Genomic DNA, 23,194 nt, shown 5'->3' on the forward strand with positions numbered 1-23,194 from the left:
CTTGCTCGCGATGACGGTGTCCAAGCCAACATGAATGTGGCTGACTCACCGCTATCGCGAGCGAGCTCGCTCCCACAGGGGTTTAATGTTTTTAATCGATTTTTGTCGATATTTTTAGCTTCTTTCTGGTGGTTCTTAGATTTTTAGACTTTATTAGTCGATATTTATCGTCTATAAAGGCGTCACTGCCCATCGCCCAGGAGATGACCCATGACAACGTTGCACAGCACTCCGCGCGCGGATGGTTTCCACATGCCTGCCGAATGGGCGACCCAGACCCAGGTCTGGATGATCTGGCCCGAGCGCCCGGACAACTGGCGCCTGGGCGGCAAGCCCGCCCAGGCCGCCCACGTGGCGGTCGCCAAGGCCATCGCCCGTTTTGAACCGGTGACCGTGGCGGTGTCCGCGGCCCAATACGAAAATGCCCGGGCGCGGCTCGACGTGCCGAATATCCGTCTGGTGGAAATGTCCAGCGACGACGCCTGGGTCCGTGATACCGGCCCTACGTTCGTGATCAATGACAGCGGTGAAGTGCGCGGTGTCGACTGGGATTTCAACGCCTGGGGCGGTTTTGACGGCGGCCTGTACGCGCCGTGGAACCGTGATTCGCAAGTGGCCGGCAAGATCCTCGATATCGAGCGCAGCCCGCGTTATCGCACCGAAGGTTTTGTGCTCGAGGGCGGGTCGATCCATGTGGACGGCGAAGGCACCGTGATCACCACCGAGGAGTGCCTGCTCAACCGCAATCGCAACCCGCACATGAGCCGTGAGCAGATCGAGGCGGTGCTCAGCGCGCAATTGGCGGTGGACAAGATCATCTGGCTGCCGGACGGTCTGTTCAATGACGAAACCGACGGCCATGTGGATAACTTCTGCTGCTATGTGCGTCCTGGCGAAGTGCTGCTTGCCTGGACCGACGACCCGCAGAACCCGAACTACACCCGCTGCCATGCGGCGATGGATGTGCTGCAAAACAGCACTGACGCCAAGGGGCGCCCGTTCACAGTGCACAAAATGCCGATTCCGGGGCCGATGTATGCCACCGAAGAGGAATGCGCAGGTGTGGATGCGGTAGAAGGTTCCCAGGAACGCAACCCGACCGTGCGACTGGCCGGTTCCTACGTGAACTTCCTGATCGTCAACGGCGGCATCATCGCGCCCAGCTTCGACGACCCGCTGGATGCATCGGCCAGGGACATCCTGCAGGACCTGTTCCCGCAGCACGAAGTGGTCATGGTGCCAGGCCGCGAACTGTTACTGGGGGGCGGGAATATCCATTGCCTTACCCAACAGCAACCCGCGCCGTACGTAAAATGAGTGGCGATGTAACAGCCTGCTGATAGCGCCTGCGCCGGCTCTAACTCGGCGATTTTGGATCCATCCCGGCAAGCCCGCGGCCCGATTGGGCCGTGGGTTTTTTTGTGTCTGTTCGTGGGTGGGCCTAGATACATTGGCATAGCTCTTGTATCGGATCAGTGGCAGCTCCGGGGAGTGGAGCTGAGTTGTTTTGTCATAAACCTTGGATAAATTAGCCGCTCATCAACCAGGAGAGGGCGCTGGAATGAATATGACAAGCGAGCGCACATGCCATCCCTTGGCCGTTAATGGTGAGTCGCTTCAAGCCTTGGCGCAGTGGTTGAAGTCCAACGGAACGCGTCAGATCAGAGAACCTGATCCGCGCCGGATGATCGTTGAGCGTTACCCCGCTGGCCTGTTCAGCGAGGCTGAGCTGGAAGCGCTGTGGGATGTGATGCAGGGATAGAAGTCGACGGATTGATAAAAAGCGCTGGCCGGGATGGCAGCGCTTTTTTTGGTGCGCCCAGCATGGGCGCAATCTTGTGGGTGAAAGTCCCGCCGTAAGCTGACCACAGCGAATGAAGTGAAGCGCAACTGCATGAGGGCGACCGAGTGTGGGGAGGAAGCGTGGAGCGAAGCCGTGAGCCGATGAACAAGAACCGGATATAAGGCGAAGCCGACCAGGGTGAGCGGGCCAAAAACCGCGAAACTCTTGTGGTCAAAGGGCGGCTGCGTAGATCCGGCGGCTGTGCGGTGAAGGATTGCGTTCTTACCTGGGGAGATCTCGCCTTATGCCTGAAAGGGCGACGGTGCAAACCGGAGCGAGAAGTCAGCAGAGGCCGTAGTAGTCTTTTTTTCTTTTTTGACGAAGGGCCGAACGAGAGAAAGCGTCATAGGCCATGTTGATGCGAAAGACCGGAAGTCAGATGCCTGCCAAACGCGGGGCGGATGGGAGGGACGCGAGCGGTGAAGCCGTGAGTGCCTCCATCAGCGACGAGGTCAATTGCCCGCAAGATGAATCCTACAACGCAGGGCAAGGGCTGCTGGAACGGGCCTTTGCGAGAGCGAACCTGAAACGGGCTTGGAGACGAGTCAGGGCCAACAAAGGAGCTGCTGGAGTCGACGGTTTGGACATTGAACAGACCGCCAAACTTTTGCAGTCCCGATGGCCTGTGATCTGCGAACAGCTTCTTTCAGGCGTCTACCGGCCCAGTCCGGTACGGCGCGTGGTCATTCCCAAGCCTGACGGCGGTGAACGCGAGTTAGGCATTCCAACGGTCACCGACCGGTTGATTCAACAAGCGCTGCTGCAAGTCCTGCAACCACTGCTCGATCCAACCTTCAGTGAACACAGCTACGGCTTTCGTCCGGGGCGCAGTGCGCAGGACGCCATCCTGGCGGCTCAGCGCCATGTGTCTGCGGGGCTCAAGGTGGTAGTGGATGTTGATCTGGAGAAGTTCTTCGACCGGGTCGACCACGACATCTTGATGGATCGCTTACGCAAACGGATAGCAGATCAGGCGGTCATTCGCCTGATCCGTGCGTATCTGGATGCGGGAACGCTGATCAATGGCGTGGTCGAGAAAAGCCGCCTGGGGACGCCGCAAGGCGGCCCGCTGTCGCCGTTGCTGGCGAACGTGCTGCTGGACGAAGTGGATCGAGAGCTTGAACGCCGAGGTCATAGTTTTGTGCGCTATGCCGATGATGCGAATGTGTACGTTCGCAGTCAGAAGGCCGGGCAGCGAGTGATGTCCTTGCTCAAGTGTCTGTATGAAAAGCTGCACTTGAGCGTCAACGAGAGCAAGAGTGCGGTGACGAGTGCGTTCGGTCGCAAGTTTCTGGGATACGCCTTCTGGGCCTCTCAGGGCGAAGCCAAGCGAGCCGTCTCATTTAAAGCGCAAAAGCAGTTCAAGCAGCGAATACGCTGGCACACCCGACGCTCATGTGGCCGTAGTTTGCAGCAGATCGTCGATGATCTGCGCCCTTACATTCTGGGTTGGAAAGCTTATTTCGGACTGTCGCAAACCCCAGCCGTCTGGCGCGAGCTGGACGAATGGATACGGCACCGATTACGAGCAATCCAGCTCAAGCAATGGAAGCGCGGAACGACGACCTACCGGGCGTTGCGGGCACTGGGGGCGAGTGTGGAAGTCGCGAGGAAGATCGCGGGGAATGCTCGCCGTTGGTGGAGCAACAGCCGGTATGAGCTGAACCGTGTGCTGAGTATCGCCTGGTTCGACAGCTTGGGTTTACCGCGTCTCTCCTGACCTCAATCTCTCGAACCGCCCGGTGCGGACCCGCATGCCGGGTGGTGTGGCAGGGGAACGGCCTATGAAGGCCGTCCCCTATGCCGATTGTCTGGATTTCGAGTTCATTCAAATCCCACAGAGGGCGGTGTTCAATTCAACGGCATTCCGCGCGGCGGGTGATGTGCAAGGGCTCGATTCTTAGATTTTTTTCGCCTAATCACAGACAATTCACGAAATTGACACACTGTTGAAGGCGCGACTAGGATTCGCCCTACGCCTGTGGCTGACAGCCATGACTCTTAAATAATAAAAAGGCCCGACACGATCAGACGTGGGCGGGCCTTTTCATTATTTTCAGGAGCAAGAGTCCGAAAAAGAGCGCAAAAAGCGCCATTTCGGCTGCTCGTCACGGTGCGTATCAACCCGTACAAGGAAAATAATCATGTTGAACAAGCGCATTAGTTTGATCGCACTGGGGATCTTGAGCACGACACACGCCATGGCCAACGACCAGGCGCAGTCAAAGGGGTTCGTTGAAGACAGCAGCCTGAAAGTGCTGCTGCGCAACGCTTATATCAACCGCGACTACAAAGACGGCAATCAGGACAAGGCCGAATGGGGCCAGGCGGCCATCGGTACGTTCTCGTCCGGTTTCACCCAAGGCACGGTGGGCGTGGGTGTGGATGCCTTCGGCCTGTACGCGTTGCGTCTGGACGGCGGCAAGGGGCGTAGCGGAGCGCAAGGCATCGATTTCTTCAAGCAAGGTGATAGCGGCAACGCGGCCGATGACTTGTCCAAGTTCGGTGCCGCGGTCAAGTTCCGTGTCTCCAATACCGTACTGGCCTACGGTGACCAGATGCCGGCCCTGCCGGTGCTCAGCTATGACAACTCGCGCCTGCTGCCGGAAAGCTACACTGGCACGCTGATCACCTCCAAGGAGATCAAGGGCCTGGAACTGAATGCCGGCCGTTTCACCGCCGAATCGCGCAAGAGCGCCGAAGGCCGTGACAGCGGCGGCCTGAAGTCGATCAACGTCTTGGGCGGCAGCTATCAGTTCACCGAGCAGTTCAAGGCTTCGCTCTACGCCTCGGATGTCGAGGACGTATTGAAGAAGCAATACGTGAACGCCAACTACGTGTTCCCGCTGGCCAAGGATCAGTCCCTGACCCTGGACTTCAACGGTTATCGCACCAAGCTGGACAACAGCTACGTTCGCGAAAACAACGTCACCGGCGACGACAACAAGATCTGGAGCCTGGCCGCCACCTTCGCCACCGGCCCGCACAGCTTCACGCTCGCCCACCAGCGCAGCACTGGCGACAGCAACCTGGGCTACGCCTACGGTGGCTATCAGCGCGGGCAGAATCGGGTGGGGGATGGCGGCAACACGATCTACCTGGCCAACTCCTACTGGTCCGACTTCAACGCTGAGGATGAGCGCAGCTGGCAGTTGGGCTACGGCCTGGACTTCACCACTTTCGGCGTACCGGGCCTGACCTACAACGTCGCTTATGTGCGTGGCGATAACATCACCACCTCCACCAGCGAAGGCGGTACCGAGCGCGAGATCTTCAACCAGTTCAAGTACGTGGTCCAGAACGGCCCGGCCAAGGACTTGAGCGTCAGGTTGCGCAGCTCCGTGTTGCGGGTGTCGCAGAAGTCCAGCGAGTACAACGTCAGCGGCAATGAGCTGCGGGTGTTCGTGGATTACCCGATCAGCGTCTTCTGATGCCTGATCAGGTTACGAGCGTATAAAACCGTGGCGAGGGCGCTTGCTCCCGCTGGCCGTAGGAGCTGCCGAAGGCTGCGATCTTTTGATCTTTCGCTTGAGATTCAATTGTCTGGGAAAAGATCGCAGCCTCGTTGCACTCGACAGCTCCTACAGAGCCCAGCGGGACAAGCGCCCTCGCCACAACTGATGCCTGCCTGAAGTGAATAGGGTTGCGACGTCAAACTCGGGTTCTTTTGGCTTTCAGCGCAAGAAAAGCCACTCAAATCGCCTGTTTTCCCGAGAAAAAGTCGTACTAATGCAACGTTACCCGCCGTTTCAAGCGTCGCTTGAAATGCCTCAAATACTTTCTCATGGACGTAAATCCTGCACCTACTAGATTAGGCCGCTCAATGCAGTGGAGACCTATGAAAAATGATCGTTCTGAACAGGGAAGTGGGCGAAGCGCTGAGACGTGACAAATACGTCAACGTTCGCGGTGGGGACTTCAATCTCTACGGTCATTTCGGCGATTTTGTCCGGCTGACCAAAAGCTGGGAAAACATGGAGCCCGACAGTTACTACGGCCAGGCCGAGTCAGGCATGCGTTTTCGCCGCTACAGCGACTTCGAATACAACCCTACGACCCGTGAGCTCAAGCAGCTCGAACACCGGGCCTACGTTCAGTCCAAGGCCAACAACAGCTATGTCGGCGGGCTGGAGCGGCACTTCCAGGATTTCTCCAACGAAGTGATCAATTCGCCAGTGATGCGCAGCCTGATCGACACGGACTTCGAGGTGTACAAGAACGTCCTGCCGCAGGAATTGCACGATGAAATCTGGCAGTGCCAGATCCATCAGATCCGCATCGAGATCAAGCCGGGCAAACAACTGGAAATCACCCCCGAAGGGATTCACTGCGACGGCTATCCGTTCAGCGGCGTGCACTTCTGGGGCCGTCAAAATGTGGCGGGTGCGGAAAGCCGCTTGTACAGCCCCCAGGAAGAACAGCTGGCGGCGACGACCTACGAGGACATCCTCGACACCACGTTCTTCCTGGACCGCGACATGCGTCACTACGTGACCCCGGCGCGCAACACCCATAGCCATGACATGGCGTACCGGCAGATCCTGGCCATTTCCTTCTCGCGGCCCGGGACCGCTTTCGACATTGTTCGCTGAACGGCTCGACCCCATGGACGACCCGACGCAGCAGGTCCTGTTGCGCCGGGCCATGGTCCGGGACGCCGAGCGACTGGAGCGGTTCTTTCGCGGTTTCGACGAAGTGTCGTTCTGCGAATGGCAGGACGCCCGATTCCTGCGCGGTGTGTTGTTGCAGGAAACCACCACCGCGTACCTGGCCATCGATGCGAGCGGTGAAGTGGTGGGCGCGGTGATCGGCGGCATGCTCGGTACCCGCGGCACGATCAATCACTTGGCGGTCAGCCCGCAGCATCGCACCAAAGGCCTGGGCCAGCGGCTGGTCGAGGCCGCATCGGCTGACATGAAGCGGGTAGGCGTGCTGCGCATGTTCCTTTTCGTCGACGATGCTAATCTGGCCGGCAAGCGTTTCTGGGCCGCCCAGGGGTTCTGTGAGCCCCGGGGTGAAATCACCTTCGAGAGGGATTTATGAACAAGACTTCCAGCCAGCCGCTGGCGGTCGAACCGCAAGCCTCGCGTACCTTTGCTGAAGCCAGTCCGGTGGTGGCGGGTTATTTCACGGTTTCGTTTGTGTTCGGTCTGATGGCGGTCAACGCCGGGCTGCCCCTGTGGTTGCCGGTGGCGATGTGCCTGTTCGTCTACGCGGGCGCTTCGCAATTCGCGGCGCTGGCGTTGATTTCCAGCGGTGCGTCACTCACCACCATCGTGCTCACTACGTTCCTGATCAATGCCAGGCACATGCTGATGTCGGTCTACATGGCCAAGGCCCTGCGTGCGCTGGGGCTCAGTCGTTTCGAACGCTGGTGCTACGCGGCAGGGCTGACGGACGAGTCATTCGCTTTCCACAGCGTCAAGCTCGGCAGCGGGGCGCCGGTGAGCGTGCGCTACCTGGTCGGCTTCAACCTGTTCTGCCATACGTCCTGGGTGCTGGGTGGTCTGCTGGGCGCGGTGTGCGCGCAATACGCGGCGCACCTCATCAAATACCAGCTCGACTATGCGCTGACGGCGATGATGCTCTATGTGCTGGTTTCGTTGTGCGACACCCGCAACAAACTGATCGCGGCCCTGGCGGCGGTCGTCTGCATGGGCGGGCTGAGCCTGCTGGGCAGCTCGCCGTTCAATGTCTTCATTGCCACGTTCGTTGGCTGCGGGGTGGGCGTATGCCTGACCAAACGTTCCTGATCCTGGTCGTGGTCCTGATGATGGCCGTGACCTTCCTGCCGCGGGCCCTGCCGCTGCAGATCAATACCGACCACTGGCCGCCCTTCGTCGCCCGTGCGCTGGAATACCTGCCCGTGGCGATCGTCGCTGCCATCAGCCTGACCCCGTTGTTGATCAAGGACCAGCAGATACAACTCGACCGCCCTGAGTTTTATGCCGCGATTCCGACACTGTTATGTGCGTATTTCAGCCGCAACCTGTTTCTCAGTGTGGCGCTGGGCACGGCGGCGTACATCGCGCTCGGTTCGCTGCTGTAGCGTCAGGTCCACCACATCATGCAGCGCCTGGCCAGACAGCTCCGGATTGTTCACCGCCAGGCGGACCTCAAGGAAATCCTCGAAGTCCGGGAAAATCGCCAGGCCGTTGCGCAACGCCGCCTCCCGGGACACCAGCCCGAGGCCATCGAGCTGCGTGATCAACGACAACGTCAGCGTCTCGCTGCAGGAATACACCATGCGCTGGCTCGACCCGTACTCACCGAGGCCTGCGTCGAGAAAGCGCAGGAAGCTGTGGGAATACGGACATTCTTCTGCCGGACGCACCTGAAACTTGTCACCGAGCAGGCCAAGGGAGTCGTCTTCGTCGCCACAATGGGCACCGACCACCTGCACCTGCACATCCGGCATGGTGATGCTGGTAAAGCCGCCCGGTTGCTGCCCGATCAGGATCGCCAGGTCAAAATCTTCATTCCTGAGCTTACTCAGGTTCTCCATCGACTCGGCGTAACTGAATTCCAGCTGATACTGCGGGAACACGGCGATCAACCGATCGATCATCCGCCGGTTGAACTCCGCCGGCAGGGTGGTATTGAGCGCCACTCTGAGCGTGCGCTGTCGCGGCGTCTTGAGCGCTGCGACTTTTTCTTCCAGTTGCCGGGTGGCAATCAGTACCTGATCCATGAAGGGAGTCAGTTCCGAGCCTTGGCTCGTCAACGTCAATCCTTTGTTCGAACGCCGGAACAACCGGAAACCGAACTGCTCCTCGACCTTGTTCAACTGCGCCGCCAACGCCTGCACCGTGAGGCACGAATGCTCGGCCGCTGCCGACAACGAACCGGTCTGCACGATACGCATGAGGTTGCGTAGGGTTCTGCTATCCATGAGGTAATGCCCTCTGCTTAAGTGGGCTCGCTATTGTTGTGCACCTGGGCCGGCCAGGTGGTCATGCTGGCTATCATCATGCACCTTGCCACGCTTGTCGCGATTTTGTGCCGAAAAGCGCCGGGAGGCGATGGTTGGAGCTTATGCGGGATTTAGGGATTTTGCCCAATCGTTGCTGGCCGGGATCGGTTTGCGGGGTTAAAGGTGGACGGGCTTGCGAAAAATCCTGCACGAGTCTCGGAGCGCTCTCAATCGCATGTCGAATTGTTCAAATAGAGTCGAATTAATCCACTTGCGAATAAAAATTTAAAAATAATCCGTATCTGTACTATCCTCTAAGCACCGCCCCGCGACAAAGGAGCCCAAACCCATGGCGACTTCCTCCATCACTCTCAATGCACAGCAACAATTGGATTCCCCGGACGCGGGTCGAATCGCATTGAAATTTTTCTTCAACCTCATGGCGCTCTGGGGTTGTAGCGTCGAGCAGCAGCGCATCTTGTTGGGCAAGGTGGGGAACACGACCTTCTACAAATACAAGCAGTTGCCGGAAAACGTGAGGCTGCCTCGCGATACGCTGGAGCGCATTTCCTATCTCATGGGCATTCACAAAGCGCTGAGCATCATCTTCAGCAACAGCCGGGACCGTGCCTATCAGTGGATCAGCAGCCCGAATACCGCGGCACCGTTCAACGGCCAGTCGGCGCTGTCCTACATGTTGACCGGGCGGGTGGTGGACATCGCCGATGTGCGGCGATACCTCGATGGAGTGCGCGGCTGATGGTGCCACCACTGGCGGACCCGCAATGGAAACGGGCCTATCGGATCGTCAACAGCAGCTTCCCGCCGATTTCGCTGTTTGAAGACGTACTCGACCCCGAAGACCTGCCCACGGCCTACGCCCTGGAAGCGCTGACCAATGACCGGCTGATGGAGCAAGCCGGTGTGCTGTCCCGGGTCCGCCCCGAGGACCGCGTTTCCGGGCCCGGCTCCTCGCCGGTGATGGCGGCGTTTACCCACATCGGCAAAAGCAGCCGCTTCAGCGACGGCACCTTCGGCGTCTACTACGCCGCCAGCAGCCAGGAAGCCGCCATCGCCGAAACCTGCTACCACCAGGCACGATTCCTCGGGGCGACCAACGAGCCCGACCTGGAGTTGACCATGCGCACCTACGTCAACAAGGTGGTCAAACCCCTGCACGACATCCGCCTCGATTACCCCCACCTCCACGACCCGGACCCTACGGCCTACGGCCCATCCCAAGTGTTCGCCCGGCAACTGCGTGAAACCTTGTCGTGGGGGCTGCTGTACAACAGCGTCCGCCTGCCCGGCCACGAATGCGTGGCCGCGTTTCGCCCGCCGGCGGTTTCGATTCCGACGCAGGGCAAGCATATCCGGTACGTCTGGAGTGCTCAGAAGCGGGAGATTTCATTTGTGTTTGAGGTGAGTCAGGTGTGAGTTGGAATAGAAAAACACCTGACAGAATCAGCAACACTGCTTAAAGGGAAGTGAAATAAATGCGTGGCGAGGGAGCTTGCTCCCGCGGGCTGCGCAGCAACCCCCTTCTGTAAATCAACTTGCCGCGATCAACGCTTGTTCTTCCAGCCATATTTCCTGAACGAATGGATCTGTAATCGCGTAGATTCCATGTCCGCGACGCATGATGATATTTTCGGCCACCAAGGCAATCACCACGGGTTGAATTTCTTCTATACGAACATCGCGACCCACGGCTTTTGAGTATTCTGCTGCCGCGTCAACGGAAAAAATGCCGCGAGCATCCCCCGCTGCCGAGGCGATTTTATTGAAGATGGCTTGAGCCAGACTGCCCAATTGTTCAACTTTCTCAAGCTCGATGTTTGCTGCGGCGGAACGCAACGTACTGGCGATGACGGGCAAGAACAGGTCCGGATTACCCTCTTGTTGCAAGACTTGCCTAAGGGCCTTGAGCATTTCTTCCGGGCGGTTGCCGAGGGTATTGAAAGCTTCCGTTGCGACTTCAAGCGACGGCAGTTTGTGCTGGCTGACAGTCATTGCCAGGCGGTTCAGCAGGTACTCGACATAATCGCCCTTCAAGACGGGATACGCCGTGGAAGTCGCGCCGGAAAAAGCCTGGTTACGTTTTGCTGTGAGTTCGCTGACCTGTGCTCGGTGAGAGCCGGTGCCGATGAACAGAAAGTAGCCTGGGGTATTGGGGCGGGGGTTGATGGCGTCACGAGCGGCTTTCAGCGCGAGCAACATCTGGTTGCCGTCCTCAGAGGCAATGGCGTGTTGTACTTCGTCGATGATAAGCACCAAGTCGGTCTTGGCTTGATCGACAACTTCGGTAAACGCTTGCGCGAGCGTCGTGCCTCCAACATCGCCAACGCCTTGAAGTTTGAACCCGAACTTGAATCCTGCCGCACCGATATCGACGCCGCCGACCCGTTTGAGTCTTTCAAGCAAGCCAGATGTGGGGGTTTGTAATTCCTGTAGCGTTTTGCGAATGGCGTCGTGCAGCAAGGTGGCCGGATTGGCTAGGGTATCGCTCCAAAGGTCCACGTAAATGACGAGCGCACCCTCTTTTTCCAGGGCTGGAATCAGGTCACTTCGCAAAAAAGTCGTTTTACCGGTTCTGCGTAACCCGGACAGAAACAGGCCCGAACGCAAACCTTCATCAAGAACGCCAGGATTGAGAAGCTGGTTGGCCATGCTTTCAGCCAGTTCTGGGCGCTGGAAGATGCTGCTCATGCAATTATCCCTTTTTATGGATTGGCCATAATTATTGCTGAGCCATAATTTAGCATAAGAGTTTGCGCAGGCTGAAAGCTAAACATTTGCTTGTTGATCGTGGGACTGAAGGGCCGCTGTGCAGCCCGGCGGCGGGAGCAAGCTCCCGCGCCACAACAGCGTCGATTGATCAAATCTTGAACTGCTGCACCGAAGCCTGCATCGATCCCGCCGCATTGTTCAATTGATCCGCCGTTTGCGTCAGGTTGTGAATCGAGCGGGTGTTCTCGCGGGATTGCTCGGCAATCGACTCCACCCGCTGGGCCATCTCGTCACTGGCTTTGGATTGCTCGGCAATCGTCTGGGAAATCTCCTCCACCACTTCGGCCGCATGCCGGGCACCGGTGCGGATTTCGCTGATGGACACACCGGCCTGCTGGGCCAGGTTGACGCCTTCGTCCACGCGACTGACGCACGCCTGCATGTTCGCCACTGCGTCTCGTGCGCTGGACTGGATGCGCTCGATCATCGCGGTGATTTCCTGGGTGGACTGCGTCGTGCGCGCCGCCAGGTTGCGCACCTCATCGGCCACCACCGCAAAACCACGACCCGCCTCACCGGCGCGGGCCGCTTCGATGGCGGCGTTGAGGGCCAGCAAGTTGGTCTGTTCGGCGATGCTCTTGATCACCTGGATAATCGAATGAATGTCCTCGGACGATGCATCCAGCGCCGTGATCTTGCTGGACGACTGGTTGACCACCTCGGCGATCCGGTTCATGCCTTCCACCACCCCGAGAATCACCTGGCCACCGCTGCTCGCCAAATGTTCGGACTGCGCCGAAATCGTCCGGGCGCTGTCGGCGTGCTGATGGATCTGGCTGATGTTCGCCATCATCTGCTCCATGCTCGCCGCCATGCTGGTCGCGCTCTGGGCCTGCTGATCGGCGCTGGACACAATCTGACGCGCCGTATCGCCCAAATTCCGGGACGTGCCGTGCAATTCGTCGCTCTGGTTGCGGATGGTGGAGATCATCTGCCGCAGATTGGTCTGCATTTGTTCGATCACGCCTTGCAACTGACCCAGTTCATCCTTGCTCTGAGCCCCCATCGAGCGCTGCAAATCCCCCTGGGAAATCGCCTGGGTGTTGAGGATGATCTTGTTCAGCGGCGTCAGCACCGCCTTGAGCAGGCTCCACGACAACAGCGCCAGCGCCACGCACGTGGCCAACAACGTCGCGATCAGCCAGCGCTCCGAGGTGTGAATGCTGTGGTCCTGATGCTCGCGCGATGACTGCGCCTGGTTTTCGATCAGCTCGCTCACCGTCTCGTTGCGCTCTTCCAACGCCGAAAACGCCCCGTCGAACTCCGCCCGCAACGCCTGGCCGTCCTGGGCGCCATTCAGTGCCTTGCCAATCACTTGCTTGGCGTTATCGATGTAGGTTTCGACCTGTGGCTTGAGCTCGCCAATCGCCTTGGCGACATCCCCCGGCAACTTCGCCTCGGCGTTTTCGGCGATGACCTTGCGCATCCGCTGGGTATGCTCATCGAACGCCTCCAGCACCTCTTTGGCCCCCTGGGCATCCCCCGGCTTCACCAGCAGCGCGGCGAGCACATCGGCACGAATGGCGTCGTGCATCATGTCCGCCTCCATGTGCTTGCGCATGGCCGAAATGCTGGTCTCGTTCTGCACCAGGGCCTCGGTCATGGAGTGATAACCCCACAACCCGATACCGCCGAGCAGCAACGCAAAAGAAAGACTGACCAACCCCGAGCCTATGACCTTGGTGCGGATCTTCATCGCTTACTGCTCCTGGAGCGGGGGAATTCTGAGAAAGTGTAGTCGAGCGCGAACAGAGCCTTGGGGACAGGCCAAGCGCTTATCTGAGGCTATCGGCGGGGGAGTTGATTAGATGAGTGTTCCACCAACCCGTGACGAGGGAGCTTGCTCCCGCTGGGCTGAAGCAGGCCCATTATTTCGTAGCGACAGAAGAAAGCTCAACGCTGCCCCACTCAGCAATCACCATTGGACCGGGGGAGTAACGAGGGCAATATTTTCGAGGTTATTAGAAATGGGCAGAAAAGACGTTCTCAGGTGTGGACGTCTGGTGAACGCTATCGCGCCTCGAACCAAGCCTAAAACCTCAGACAGGTCAACGCCAAGTTTGACGCTACTCAATCCTTAGGAGCGCTTCACCAGGCTGTATATCTGGATTATGATTGCGCAGCCGCCTGACCGTAATCCTCTATACTACGGGCCCATTCCCCGATCGCTACCCGTTTCTACCCCGTTTGGCAGCAAATGCCGCGTTGGGCCTCCCGCACTGGCACCCATTATCCCAAGCGTATTGCGAATACTGGAAAGATGATCTTTATAAAAAATAATAAGCTTTTCTCCTGTTTATACTTGTTGGCAGTCGTCATAACCATCGGCATGGTGTACTCACTGGGCTTCGGGGAAGCGGCAAGCCAGATTGCGACCCAGCCCGAGCGCCTGAGAAACTTCACGTTCCCCATCTGGGAACAACACGCTTTTTCGCAACATGGTTTCCTCGTTTTCTATTCGATGGAGAACTACGCAAATAAGATCGCGTACTCCAACCATGCCACGGCTTATCTGTTCTACATGTACGGCCTCTATAAACTAGAAATGTTTGTGCAGGCATTACCGATGAGAGTGACAGGGGCCTTCCTGAACATCATTTCGCTGGCAGGCGTTACGTTCTTTTTTCTGTCCCGTCTGGTGGAAAAGCGCCTGGCATTCGGTCAGGGGCTGCTGATTCTGTTATCGGTCGTATTCATGGTGTCGATGCCGGGATTCTGGATTTCTTCGGCTAGATTCAACGTCGACAATACATTCCCATTGATATTTGCACTCCAGGCGCTGGCTGCGTTCCTGATCTGGAAAAATCAGGAACGGTCCGGAGCGGTCATGACAGTGATCGTGTGTTTTGCCGTGTTTTCTCCGATCTCGGCGGCGTTGCTGGGCGCCGCCTTGCTGGTTTGGGCATGCCGCAGCGACGGTCTCGACAGGCGGATGTGTCGCCTGGCATTGGTGGCCATCGTTGCGGCCGTTGCCTTCTATCTGCCGTCCCCTCTGATAGCGAAGGCACTGGGTTTCACCTCGTCCAACAGCGGCTGGCTGTTTCGCGCTGGTCTGGATGGCGACACCACTTATTTCACCAACATCCTGAAGTCGATACTTGATCCCCAGTTCCCGCGGCCAATTCCGACCATTGCCGTGCCGATCCTGTTCCTGGTAGCCCAGTTGGCCTATTTCCGCATGATCAAACGGCGCGAACCTGCCGGTGTTGCGGCATCGGCGGGGACCTCCCCGTTGGCCGGCATCCACATGTTCTACTACCTGCTTTTTTCACAATACGTGATGACCAGTCTGCTCTGGCCGCAGGCCGTTGCCATTCATCCGTACCTGTATGACTACCTGCTGATGGCACCGGTTTTCGTCGCGATTGTTCTGAATTTTGCGTTCAAACCTTCACCGGCGGCGTTGCGTTTCTGGTCACTGGCGCTACTGTTTTGCATTTCCTTCCATCTCCAGCAGGTCGCGCAGGCAAAATGCCAGGGTTGTTACTACCCGGGCGCCTGGGACGCGAGCATCAAGCGCCCATGAAGACCGTCGCCATTCTCCAGTCGAACTACATACCCTGGAAGGGCTATTTCGACATGATCGCTGCGGTCGATGAGTTCATCCTCTACGACGACATGCAGTTCACCAAGAATGACTGGCGCAATCGCAACCAGATCAAGACGCCGCAAGGCGTCCAGTGGCTCAGCGTGCCTGTCGGGCAAGGCATCAGTCGCCGCATTCGCGATGTCGAGCTGGCCCCTGCCTGGCAGGCCAAGCACTGGAAAACGTTGCAGAGCAACTATCGGCGAGCGCCTTTCTTCGATGAGGTCGCCCAGTGGCTCGAGCCGCTCTATCTGGTGGAGACCCACACGAGGCTGTCGCCGATGAACCGCAAGTTCATGGAAGCGATTTGCCGATACATCGGTATTGAAACCCGCATTACGAATTGCTGGGACTATATGTCTGCCGGCGACAAAACCCGGACCGCGCGCCTGGTGGACCTTTGTCAGCAGGCCGGTGCGACGCGATACCTGTCGGGGCCGGCGGCAAAGGGTTACATCGAGGCGCCGCTGTTCGACGACGCCGACATTGCGCTGCAATGGTTCGATTACGCTGGCTTCCCCGAGTATCCGCAACTCTGGGGGGAATTCACCCATGGCGTCACTGTCCTGGATCTGCTGTTCAATTGCGGCAGGGACGCGCGCCGTTACATGAGGCATGTCAAAGCATGAGGCTGTCCATCGTCGCCACGCTTTACCGTTCGGCCAAGTTCATCGAACAGTTCCATCTCCGTGCAAGCGAGGCAGCACAACAACTGGTCGGAGACGATTACGAGATCGTACTGGTCAACGACGGCTCGCCCGACTCAAGCCTGGAACTGGCCGTCCAGTTGAGCGAAGCCGATCATCACGTGGTGGTCGTCGACCTCTCGCGCAACTTCGGCCACCACAAGGCCATGATGACGGGCCTGCGATATGCCCGCGGTGAACGTGTCTTCCTGCTCGATAGCGACCTGGAGGAAGATCCGGCATGGTTGCTCTCGTTCAGCGAGCAGATGGAGCGCGAGAAGGCCGATGTGGTCTACGGCGTCCAGCAGCAGCGAAAGGGCAGGCACTTCGAGCGCTGGACCGGGAAGGTGTTCTACAAACTATTCCGTGTCCTCAGCGGGCTGGATATGCCCGACAATATCGTCGTCGCCAGGCTGATGTCGCGCCGCTATGTGGACGCGCTGATTCAGCACGACGAACGCGAGTTGTTCATGGCGGGTCTGTGGGTCATCACCGGCTTCGATCAGCGTGCGCAGGCCATCGTCAAGCGCAGTCGTGACGAGACGACCTACACGCTGGGAAAGAAAGTGGCGCAACTGGTCAATTCGATTACTGCCTTCAGCAGCGCACCGCTGGTGGGAATCTTCGGCGTGGGCTGCGCGATCTTCCTGCTGTCGGCCGCCTACACGAGCTTCCTTATCGTCAACTGGCTGTTCCTGGCGAACCCACCTAGTGGCTATACGTCGCTGATGGCTTCAATCTGGCTGCTCGGCGGCTTGATCATCGCATTCGTCGGTGTGGTCGGGATTTATCTCGCCAAGATCTATTCCGAAGTCAAACAGAGACCCTACACTATCGTCCGGAACGTCTACCGTCAGGCTGAGGCGCGGAGCATCGAATGAAAAAACTCATTATTTTTGGTCTCACTGACGCCGCCGAGCTTGCACTCTATTATTTTTCCACCGACTCCGACTATCAGGTCGAGGCGTTTGCCGTCGATCCCGCCTTCATGCCGGCAGACAAGAGCTTCAAGGGGTTTCCGGTGGTGGCGTTCGATGAAGTCACCCAGGTTTACCCGCCAGACCGGTATGTCTTTTTCGTCGCGCTCGGATATTCCAAGCTTAACCAGATCCGCAAGGAAAAGTATCTGGCAGTCAAGGCGCTGGGTTACGAAATGGTCAGCTACATCAGTTCGCGAGCCTCGGTGCTGACAGAGGACATCGGCGAGAACTGCTTCATCCTGGAAGACAATACCGTTCAGCCCTTCGTGAGCATCGGCAACAACGTGACCCTGTGGAGCGGCAATCACGTCGGGCATCATTCGCGTATCGAGGACCATTGTTTCCTGGCCTCGCACATCGTCGTATCCGGCCGTGTGACGATCGGGGAAAGCTGTTTTCTAGGCGTTAACGCGACCCTTCGCGATCACGTCACCATCGGCGAGAAGTGCATCATCGGCGCCGGTGCCCTGATTCTTGGAGATGCCGCTGCCGAAGGCGTGTACATCGGACAAGCCACCGAGCGGTCGCGCGTGCCGAGTACCCGCGTCAGGAACATCTGAAGAACATCATCATTGGCAGAAGAAATCCCATGTGGAAAAAACTAGGAAAGATATTCTGCGCAGAAGGGCAGAGCGATTGGTTGTATTCTCACGCGATGATTCCCATTGCCGAGCAAGTGGATGGCGACCTGTATCGCATCTATTTCTCATCGCGTGACAAAAATAATCGCGGACACGGCGGCTTCCTCGAGATCGACATGCGCGACCCGACCAAGGTCTTGCGCGTCCATTCGGATCCGGTCCTCGAACCGGGCGACCTCGGATGTTTCGACGACAGTGGCGCCTTGCCCAATTCGATCGTCAATGTCGGTGGCCGCAAGCTGCTGTACTACACCGGGATCAACCTGGGCGTGACGGTGAAGATCCGCAATTCCATCGGCCTGGCCGAATGGAACGAGGCCACCCAGCGCTTCGAGAGGCTGTTCCGCGGCCCCGTCATCGACCGCACCCGTGATCTTCCTCACTTCGTCGCCACTCCCGAGGTGCAGTTCGAGGCCGGACGATTCAGGGCCTGGTTCACCTCCTGTGTGCGATGGGAACAAGGCCCTTCGGAAGCGAAGCACTTTTATCATCTCGAGTATGCCGAGTCCGCCGACGGGATCGAGTGGGAGCGCAACGGCACGGTTGCCATCGAGTTCCGTGACGAACACGAGTACGCCCTGGGTGTGCCGCGCGTGCTCAAGGATGCGGACATGTACCGGATGTGGTTCTGCTCCCGGGCCACGAAGGACTGCCCCACCTACCGGATCCGCTACGCGACCTCGCTCGATGGCGTGCAATGGACGCGACACGATGAGCAGGTGGGAATCGACGTATCGGAATCGGGTTGGGATTCGGAGATGATCTGTTACCCGTTCGTCTTCGATCATGGCGGTCGACGCTACATGCTTTATAACGGCAATGGCTATGGCAAGACGGGTTTCGGGATTGCCGTCTGGGGAGACGAGTGACCCTGATTCAGCGCTGGCGACCCGTAATCAGGCCCATTCTCCGTTACGCGGTCGTCGGCGTCGCCTGCAATGCCATCGGTTATGCGGCCTACCTGGCATTGACGTGGCTGGGCATCCCATTCAAGCTGGCCATGAGCTTCCTGTACGTGCTTGGCATCTGCATCAGCTTCCTGGGTAACCGCAACTGGGCGTTCGAGCATCGCGGCAACGTCGTGGGGACGGCATGGCGCTTCGGCCTGGCGCACGCAGCCGGCTATTTGCTCAACCTGGCCTTGCTGACGGTGTTGGTCGACAAGCTGGGATATCCCCATCAGTGGGTCCAGGCCGCTGCCATTTTCGTTGTAGGAGGTTTCTTGTTCGTCGTCTTCAAGCTATTCGTCTTTCGTCATGACCAACCGGATGGGAACCAGGCGTGAAGATCTGTTCTGAATGCGAGACGCCGTACGCCTCGGAGCAGTGGGCATGTGTCCAGTGTGGACATCAGGTGGCTCGAAAGAACGGTTTTGCCGCGTTTGCGCCAGAACTCGAGGACAAGCAGGAAGGCTTCAAGGCCGACTTCTACGAGACCTACGCGCATCTTGAAAGCGACCATTTCTGGTTCCGGGCGCGTGGCAGGTTGATTACATGGGCGCTGACGAAATATGCGCCGCGCATGCGTTCATTTCTGGAAATCGGGTGCGGTACCGGCTTCATTCTGAGTCGGGTCGCCGTGGCGTTTCCGAAGGCCAGGTTGCTTGGCAGCGAAATGTTTTCGACCGGGCTGAAGTTTGCCTCCTCTCGCGTGCCCGGTGCGGAGTTCGTGCAGATGGATGCGCGCGATATCCCTTACATCGACGAGTTCGAAGCGATTGGCGCGTTCGATGTCATCGAGCACATCGAGGCGGATACCGTGGTGCTCCAGCAGATGCACCGTGCCCTGAAGCCCGGGGGAATCATGCTGTTGACCGTGCCCCAGCATCAGTGGCTGTGGAGCCAGGTGGATGAGTATTCCTGCCACGTGCGGCGCTACGATGCCACCGACCTGCATCGCAAGGTGGAAGAGGCGGGGTTTTCCGTCGTGCGCAGCACATCGTTTGTCTCGTTGCTGCTGCCGGCGATGATGATTTCACGCGGCGCCAAGAAGCAGCAACGGGGCGATACGAGCGAGACCGCCGAATTAGCGGTACCCAGGGCGCTCAATGTGCTGTTTGGTTTCGTGATGTGGCTGGAGTGTTTGCTCATCAAGGTGGGCGTGAGTTTTCCGGTCGGTGCCTCCAGGTTGCTTGTCGCCCGGAAAAAAAGTGGGTAGCCCCCACCGTGCATAATGACGTGATGTCTAGTTCGACCCGACAAAAATTTGCGTACGGAGGCTCAAATGGCGGAAGACAAAAAGATCCAGTTCAATCGCCCCTACATGACGGGAAAAGAACTTTATTACATCGCTGAAGCCAAGTTCGGCAATATCCTCGCCGGCGATGGCCCGTTCACCAGGCGGTGCCATGAGTGGTTGACCGAACGTACCGGCTCGAGCAAGGTTTTATTGACCCACTCGTGCACGGCAGCGCTGGAAATGTCCGCGTTATTGTTGGACATCCAGTCGGGCGACGAGATCATCATGCCCTCGTTCACATTCGTTTCCACAGCCAATGCCTTCGTTTTGCGCGGCGGCGTTCCCGTGTTCATCGATATCCGTCCGGATACCCTGAACCTGGATGAGACGCTGATCGAGGCGGCCATCACGCCGCGCACCAAGGCAATCGTCCCGGTTCACTATGCGGGCGTGAGTTGCGAGATGGATACGATCATGGAGATCGCCCAGCGTCACAACCTGAAGGTGGTCGAGGATGCGGCGCAGGGGGTCATGGCCGCTTACAAGGGCCGGGCTCTGGGCAGTATCGGGGACCTCGGTGCCTTCAGCTTCCATGAGACCAAGAACGTCATTTCGGGCGAGGGCGGCGCATTGCTCGTCAATGATCCTGCGTATGAGTTGCGCGCAGAAATCATCCGCGAAAAAGGTACTGACCGTAGTCGTTTCTTCCGCGGCGAGGTCGACAAATACACCTGGCAGGAAGTCGGTTCGTCATTCCTTCCAGGGGACTTGACTGCTGCGTTTCTCTGGGCGCAGTTGGAAGAGGCCGAACACATCACCCAGGCGCGGCTTGCCATCTGGCAGCGGTATCACGAATTGCTGGCGCCGCTGGAAACCAGCGGGGCACTGCGCCGCCCTATCGTGCCGGCCGACTGCCAGCACAACGCGCACATGTACTACGTGCTGTTGCCCGCAGACGTGCCGCGACAAATGGTGCTCGATGGGCTCAAGCGAGAGGGAATCAATTCGGTCTTCCATTACGTGCCCCTGCATTCTTCGCCGGCTGGCCAGCGTTACGGCCGTGTCCATGGCGCCATGGACAACACGGTGAGCCTCTCGGAACGCTTGCTGCGACTGCCGCTGTGGGTAGGTATGTCAGTCGAGCAGCAGGAGCGTGTGGTGGAAGTCTTGCGGGACGAACTGTGTCGCTGATTTGACAAGCACTCTTGCTGGCGTTCGGCACGATCCTAGTGCAAGTTTTATCGCAGCAGCTTTTGGTTCGGCGCGTTCTTTTGTAGTCCAAGAAGGCCGAGCGCTCTGTTTGCTGCACTCCTGATTCAATTGCCCCCGCAACGGACGCGCCAGATCGGGATGTGAGTATGACGAGCAGACGACTGGCGTCAGCTAACTCCTATTCATGGCAGCCAAATCGTGTTCTGTCCTAAACCCGTGGCGAGGGCGCTTGCTCCCGCTGGGCTGCGAAGCCGCCCCTTCTTTAATGCCCCCTAATACAGAAGAAACCCAATGCTGCCCGACCCAGTGAGCAGCATTGGGTCTGCGGCCCTTGAGCAGGATTACTCCCCAGCACCCGGCACACCCGAGGGTGTCTCGCGCCGAGGTCAGGTCGGATAGCGCGAGCTTGCAGCTATGTGGTGAAGTGCTAGCTTTATGGCATTACGGCATCTGAGCCAACACCACCCAAGGAAAGCTCGCAATGGACCTGCACAACGAATTCGAAAACAGTAAATTCTTCCACCGTGCCCGCATCGATCGACGCGCTGCTGACGCATTGGTCGGGCTGGCCGCAGGGATTGCGGCAGATGGTGTTGTGAATACCACCGAAGCGGTTTTCCTGAAGCAATGGTTGGAAAGCAATCTGGCGCACCTGAACGATCCGGTGATCAACCTACTGTATTCGCGTTTGGCGTGCATGCTTCAGGACGATGTTCTGGATCAGGATGAGTCTCTTGAGCTGCTTAATATCCTGCATGGTTTTTCTGGAATGGACATCGACAGACCAAAGGTCGGCGGTGCTGTTGCCGTTGCTCCTACGGATCTTCCATTCAACTTGCCGGCCCCTGATTTGGTGTGGGATGGCCGAATGTTTGTATTCACAGGCGTCATGGCCTTTGGGCCGCGCAAAGATTGTCAGGCATTGGTCGAGGAACGTGGCGGTTTGATTGGGGGCGGAGTGAGTAAGAAGGTGCATTACCTGGTGGTCGGCAGCGTGGGGAATGAGCAGTGGCGCCACAGCACCTACGGAACGAAGATCATGAAGGCAGTGGAATTGCGGGAGGCGGGTGCTTCGATTGCCATTGTGGGTGAGGACCACTGGCAAAAGATGCTGTTTGGTTGAGCTGGTCGAGGAAAGGCTGCCCGTTGTCTTGGCTGAAAGATTGTCGGTGGGTTCGATGGCCTCATCGCGAGCAAGCTCGCTCCCACAGGTTTTTCAGGGGGTGGATAAAAAGTGAACACCCCAGAAACAACAAAGCCCTCGCATTTCTGCGAGGGCTTCGTTTTGTATGGTGCCGGCACCAGGAGTCGAACCCGGGACCTACTGATTACAAGTCAGTTGCTCTACCAACTGAGCTATACCGGCGTGTGGGCGACGATTATAGCGATTGGGTGCGTTCTGTAAACCCCTGAATTCTGACTATTTTTGCGCAGGTCCGGCTTAGGCGCGGTGTAGCAGGTTGCGCAGTTTGTTCAGGACCCGCCAGGTGCGGCTGTTTTGGATCGCGTGGAGTTGGGCTTCGGCCTGTTCGGCGCGTCGCAGGGCGGCGCTGAGTTGCTGGTTTGTGTCGTCGATGGGGTGGCTGAATTTGTGGCCTTTGCACAGTTGGAAGCCGTCGAGGTTGCACGGGGGGATGTCGAAGGCGGGTTTGAGGTCCAGGTGTTCTTTGGCGAGGTAGTAGGTGTTGATGCCGTCGAACAGGATGGATTGGTAGCCAGCGTCGGTCACCAGGGTTTCCCAGGTCTGGTCGCGGGCCCATGGGGTTTCGATGAGGATGATCCAGGGGCGCCAGCGGCTGAAGTTCATACCGCGCAGCACGGTTTCTTCGTGGCCTTCGACGTCGATTTTCAGGAAGTGGATGGGGCGGTCCTGGGCGTATTGCTCGCAGATGGAGGCCAGGGTGCGGGACTGGACGGTCTGGTTGCGCACATCCATGCCGGCGTCGCGGTGTTGTTGGGCGACGCTGGCTTCTACTGTGGACAAACCCGTGTCGGCGATGGTGTAGAAGGTCAGGCTGTCGGCGTTTTCGCCGGCCACACATTGCAGGTTGATATCGTCGGGGCGTTGTTGGCGGAGCGCGTCGTAGTAAGCCGGCACTGGCTCGATGTTGATGCCGCGCCAGCCGCGGTCGTAAAACGCTCGGGTGACCGAGTCATCTGTCGGATGGTTGGCGCCGACGTCGAGGTAAAAGCCGTTTTCCACCGATTGAAGGGCACGCCATAGGCGTATGTCTTCGAAGTTTTGTGCGTAGGAAATGAACGTCACGGCCAGTCCTTGAGTGTGTCGGCATTGTGTCAATCACGATACGTGGGGCTGTTGTATAGCACGGGCGCGGTGGACGCAATTACTGGCGCGGGGCAGCAC

The 23,194-nt window shown here is 58.2% G+C and carries 23 protein-coding genes and 1 tRNA gene; 19 read left to right on the forward strand and 5 right to left on the reverse strand.

From position 1 onward, the window contains the following. The first annotated feature begins 210 nt into the window (after positions 1-210). The 8 genes from aguA (at position 211) to AC515T_RS01705 (ending at position 7,892) form a co-directional block, all read left to right on the forward strand. Positions 211-1,317, forward strand: coding sequence for an agmatine deiminase (aguA, locus tag AC515T_RS01670; RefSeq protein WP_496531198.1), 1,107 nt, complete (start codon positions 211-213; stop codon positions 1,315-1,317). 244 nt (positions 1,318-1,561) lie between these two features. Then, entirely contained in the window at positions 1,562-1,762 is a 201-nt protein-coding gene (locus tag AC515T_RS01675) for a hypothetical protein (protein WP_057449186.1), read from the forward strand. Positions 1,763-2,195: 433 nt separating this feature from the next. Then, the gene (gene ltrA, locus AC515T_RS01680; RefSeq protein WP_496529475.1) at positions 2,196-3,563 is read left to right on the forward strand and encodes a group II intron reverse transcriptase/maturase; all 1,368 of its coding nucleotides are present in this window, start codon (positions 2,196-2,198) and stop codon (positions 3,561-3,563) included. A gap of 424 nt (positions 3,564-3,987) precedes the next feature. Further along, positions 3,988-5,274, forward strand: coding sequence for an OprD family porin (locus AC515T_RS01685; protein ID WP_496531199.1), 1,287 nt, complete (start codon positions 3,988-3,990; stop codon positions 5,272-5,274). A 414-nt stretch (positions 5,275-5,688) separates the two neighbouring features. Continuing rightward, the gene (locus AC515T_RS01690; RefSeq protein WP_496531200.1) at positions 5,689-6,435 is read left to right on the forward strand and encodes a 2OG-Fe dioxygenase family protein; all 747 of its coding nucleotides are present in this window, start codon (positions 5,689-5,691) and stop codon (positions 6,433-6,435) included. Positions 6,436-6,448: 13 nt separating this feature from the next. After that, positions 6,449-6,886: a GNAT family N-acetyltransferase gene (locus AC515T_RS01695; protein ID WP_496531201.1), complete on the forward strand. Its 438-nt coding sequence runs from the start codon at positions 6,449-6,451 to the stop codon at positions 6,884-6,886. Then, on the forward strand, positions 6,883-7,596 hold the full coding sequence (locus AC515T_RS01700) for an AzlC family ABC transporter permease (protein WP_053117411.1): 714 nt from the start codon (positions 6,883-6,885) through the stop codon (positions 7,594-7,596). The genes AC515T_RS01695 and AC515T_RS01700 overlap by 4 nt, the downstream gene beginning before the upstream one ends. After that, a complete protein-coding gene (locus AC515T_RS01705; protein WP_122565219.1) occupies positions 7,575-7,892 on the forward strand; it encodes an AzlD domain-containing protein in 318 nt (105 codons plus the stop codon). The genes AC515T_RS01700 and AC515T_RS01705 overlap by 22 nt, the downstream gene beginning before the upstream one ends. Here AC515T_RS01705 and AC515T_RS01710 read toward each other — a convergent pair. Then, entirely contained in the window at positions 7,809-8,735 is a 927-nt protein-coding gene (locus AC515T_RS01710; RefSeq protein ID WP_496531202.1) for a LysR family transcriptional regulator, read from the reverse strand. The genes AC515T_RS01705 and AC515T_RS01710 overlap by 84 nt on opposite strands. A 370-nt stretch (positions 8,736-9,105) precedes the next feature. Between AC515T_RS01710 and AC515T_RS01715 the strand changes: the two genes are divergently transcribed. After that, positions 9,106-9,516 carry an MbcA/ParS/Xre antitoxin family protein gene (locus AC515T_RS01715; RefSeq protein WP_496531203.1) on the forward strand — a complete coding sequence of 137 codons (411 nt, stop codon included), beginning with the start codon at positions 9,106-9,108 and terminating at the stop codon, positions 9,514-9,516. After that, the gene (locus tag AC515T_RS01720) at positions 9,516-10,193 is read left to right on the forward strand and encodes an RES family NAD+ phosphorylase (protein ID WP_496531204.1); all 678 of its coding nucleotides are present in this window, start codon (positions 9,516-9,518) and stop codon (positions 10,191-10,193) included. The genes AC515T_RS01715 and AC515T_RS01720 overlap by 1 nt, the downstream gene beginning before the upstream one ends. Before the next feature lie 114 nt (positions 10,194-10,307). On the opposite strand, the gene AC515T_RS01725 is transcribed toward AC515T_RS01720, so the two are convergent. Together AC515T_RS01725 and AC515T_RS01730 are read right to left on the reverse strand one after the other, a co-directional pair. Further along, positions 10,308-11,465 (reverse strand): AAA family ATPase, encoded by a 1,158-nt coding sequence (locus AC515T_RS01725; RefSeq protein WP_496531205.1) that lies wholly within the window; start codon positions 11,463-11,465, stop codon positions 10,308-10,310. A gap of 169 nt (positions 11,466-11,634) precedes the next feature. After that, on the reverse strand, positions 11,635-13,242 hold the full coding sequence (locus AC515T_RS01730; protein WP_496531206.1) for a methyl-accepting chemotaxis protein: 1,608 nt from the start codon (positions 13,240-13,242) through the stop codon (positions 11,635-11,637). A 501-nt stretch (positions 13,243-13,743) separates the two neighbouring features. On the opposite strand from AC515T_RS01730, the gene AC515T_RS01735 reads away from it, so the two are divergent. From AC515T_RS01735 to AC515T_RS01775, 9 genes are all read left to right on the forward strand, one after another. Further along, positions 13,744-15,072 carry a hypothetical protein gene (locus AC515T_RS01735; protein WP_496531207.1) on the forward strand — a complete coding sequence of 443 codons (1,329 nt, stop codon included), beginning with the start codon at positions 13,744-13,746 and terminating at the stop codon, positions 15,070-15,072. Next, positions 15,069-15,761, forward strand: coding sequence for a WbqC family protein (locus tag AC515T_RS01740; protein WP_496531208.1), 693 nt, complete (start codon positions 15,069-15,071; stop codon positions 15,759-15,761). Before AC515T_RS01735 ends, AC515T_RS01740 begins: the two co-directional genes overlap by 4 nt. After that, positions 15,758-16,699, forward strand: coding sequence for a glycosyltransferase family 2 protein (locus AC515T_RS01745; RefSeq protein WP_496531209.1), 942 nt, complete (start codon positions 15,758-15,760; stop codon positions 16,697-16,699). Before AC515T_RS01740 ends, AC515T_RS01745 begins: the two co-directional genes overlap by 4 nt. Then, positions 16,696-17,358, forward strand: a complete 663-nt coding sequence (locus AC515T_RS01750) for an acetyltransferase (RefSeq protein WP_496531210.1) — start codon at positions 16,696-16,698, stop codon at positions 17,356-17,358. Before AC515T_RS01745 ends, AC515T_RS01750 begins: the two co-directional genes overlap by 4 nt. 29 nt (positions 17,359-17,387) lie before the next feature. Continuing rightward, on the forward strand, positions 17,388-18,308 hold the full coding sequence (locus AC515T_RS01755) for a glycoside hydrolase family protein (protein ID WP_496531211.1): 921 nt from the start codon (positions 17,388-17,390) through the stop codon (positions 18,306-18,308). Then, on the forward strand, positions 18,305-18,724 hold the full coding sequence (locus tag AC515T_RS01760) for a GtrA family protein (RefSeq protein WP_496531212.1): 420 nt from the start codon (positions 18,305-18,307) through the stop codon (positions 18,722-18,724). The genes AC515T_RS01755 and AC515T_RS01760 overlap by 4 nt, the downstream gene beginning before the upstream one ends. 68 nt (positions 18,725-18,792) lie before the next feature. Then, positions 18,793-19,596, forward strand: a complete 804-nt coding sequence (locus AC515T_RS01765; protein ID WP_496531213.1) for a class I SAM-dependent methyltransferase — start codon at positions 18,793-18,795, stop codon at positions 19,594-19,596. A gap of 66 nt (positions 19,597-19,662) precedes the next feature. Beyond that, positions 19,663-20,808, forward strand: coding sequence for a dTDP-4-amino-4,6-dideoxygalactose transaminase (rffA, locus tag AC515T_RS01770; RefSeq protein WP_496531214.1), 1,146 nt, complete (start codon positions 19,663-19,665; stop codon positions 20,806-20,808). Between the two features lie 502 nt (positions 20,809-21,310). Then, a complete protein-coding gene (locus tag AC515T_RS01775; RefSeq protein WP_496531215.1) occupies positions 21,311-21,952 on the forward strand; it encodes a BRCT domain-containing protein in 642 nt (213 codons plus the stop codon). Between the two features lie 167 nt (positions 21,953-22,119). Here AC515T_RS01775 and AC515T_RS01780 read toward each other — a convergent pair. Then, positions 22,120-22,195 (reverse strand) — tRNA-Thr (locus AC515T_RS01780). 75 nt (positions 22,196-22,270) lie between these two features. Next, on the reverse strand, positions 22,271-23,095 hold the full coding sequence (locus AC515T_RS01785; RefSeq protein ID WP_496531216.1) for an FkbM family methyltransferase: 825 nt from the start codon (positions 23,093-23,095) through the stop codon (positions 22,271-22,273). Between the last annotated feature and the right edge of the window lie 99 nt (positions 23,096-23,194).

It is taken from the genome of Pseudomonas sp. FSO-7 (assembly GCF_059579345.1).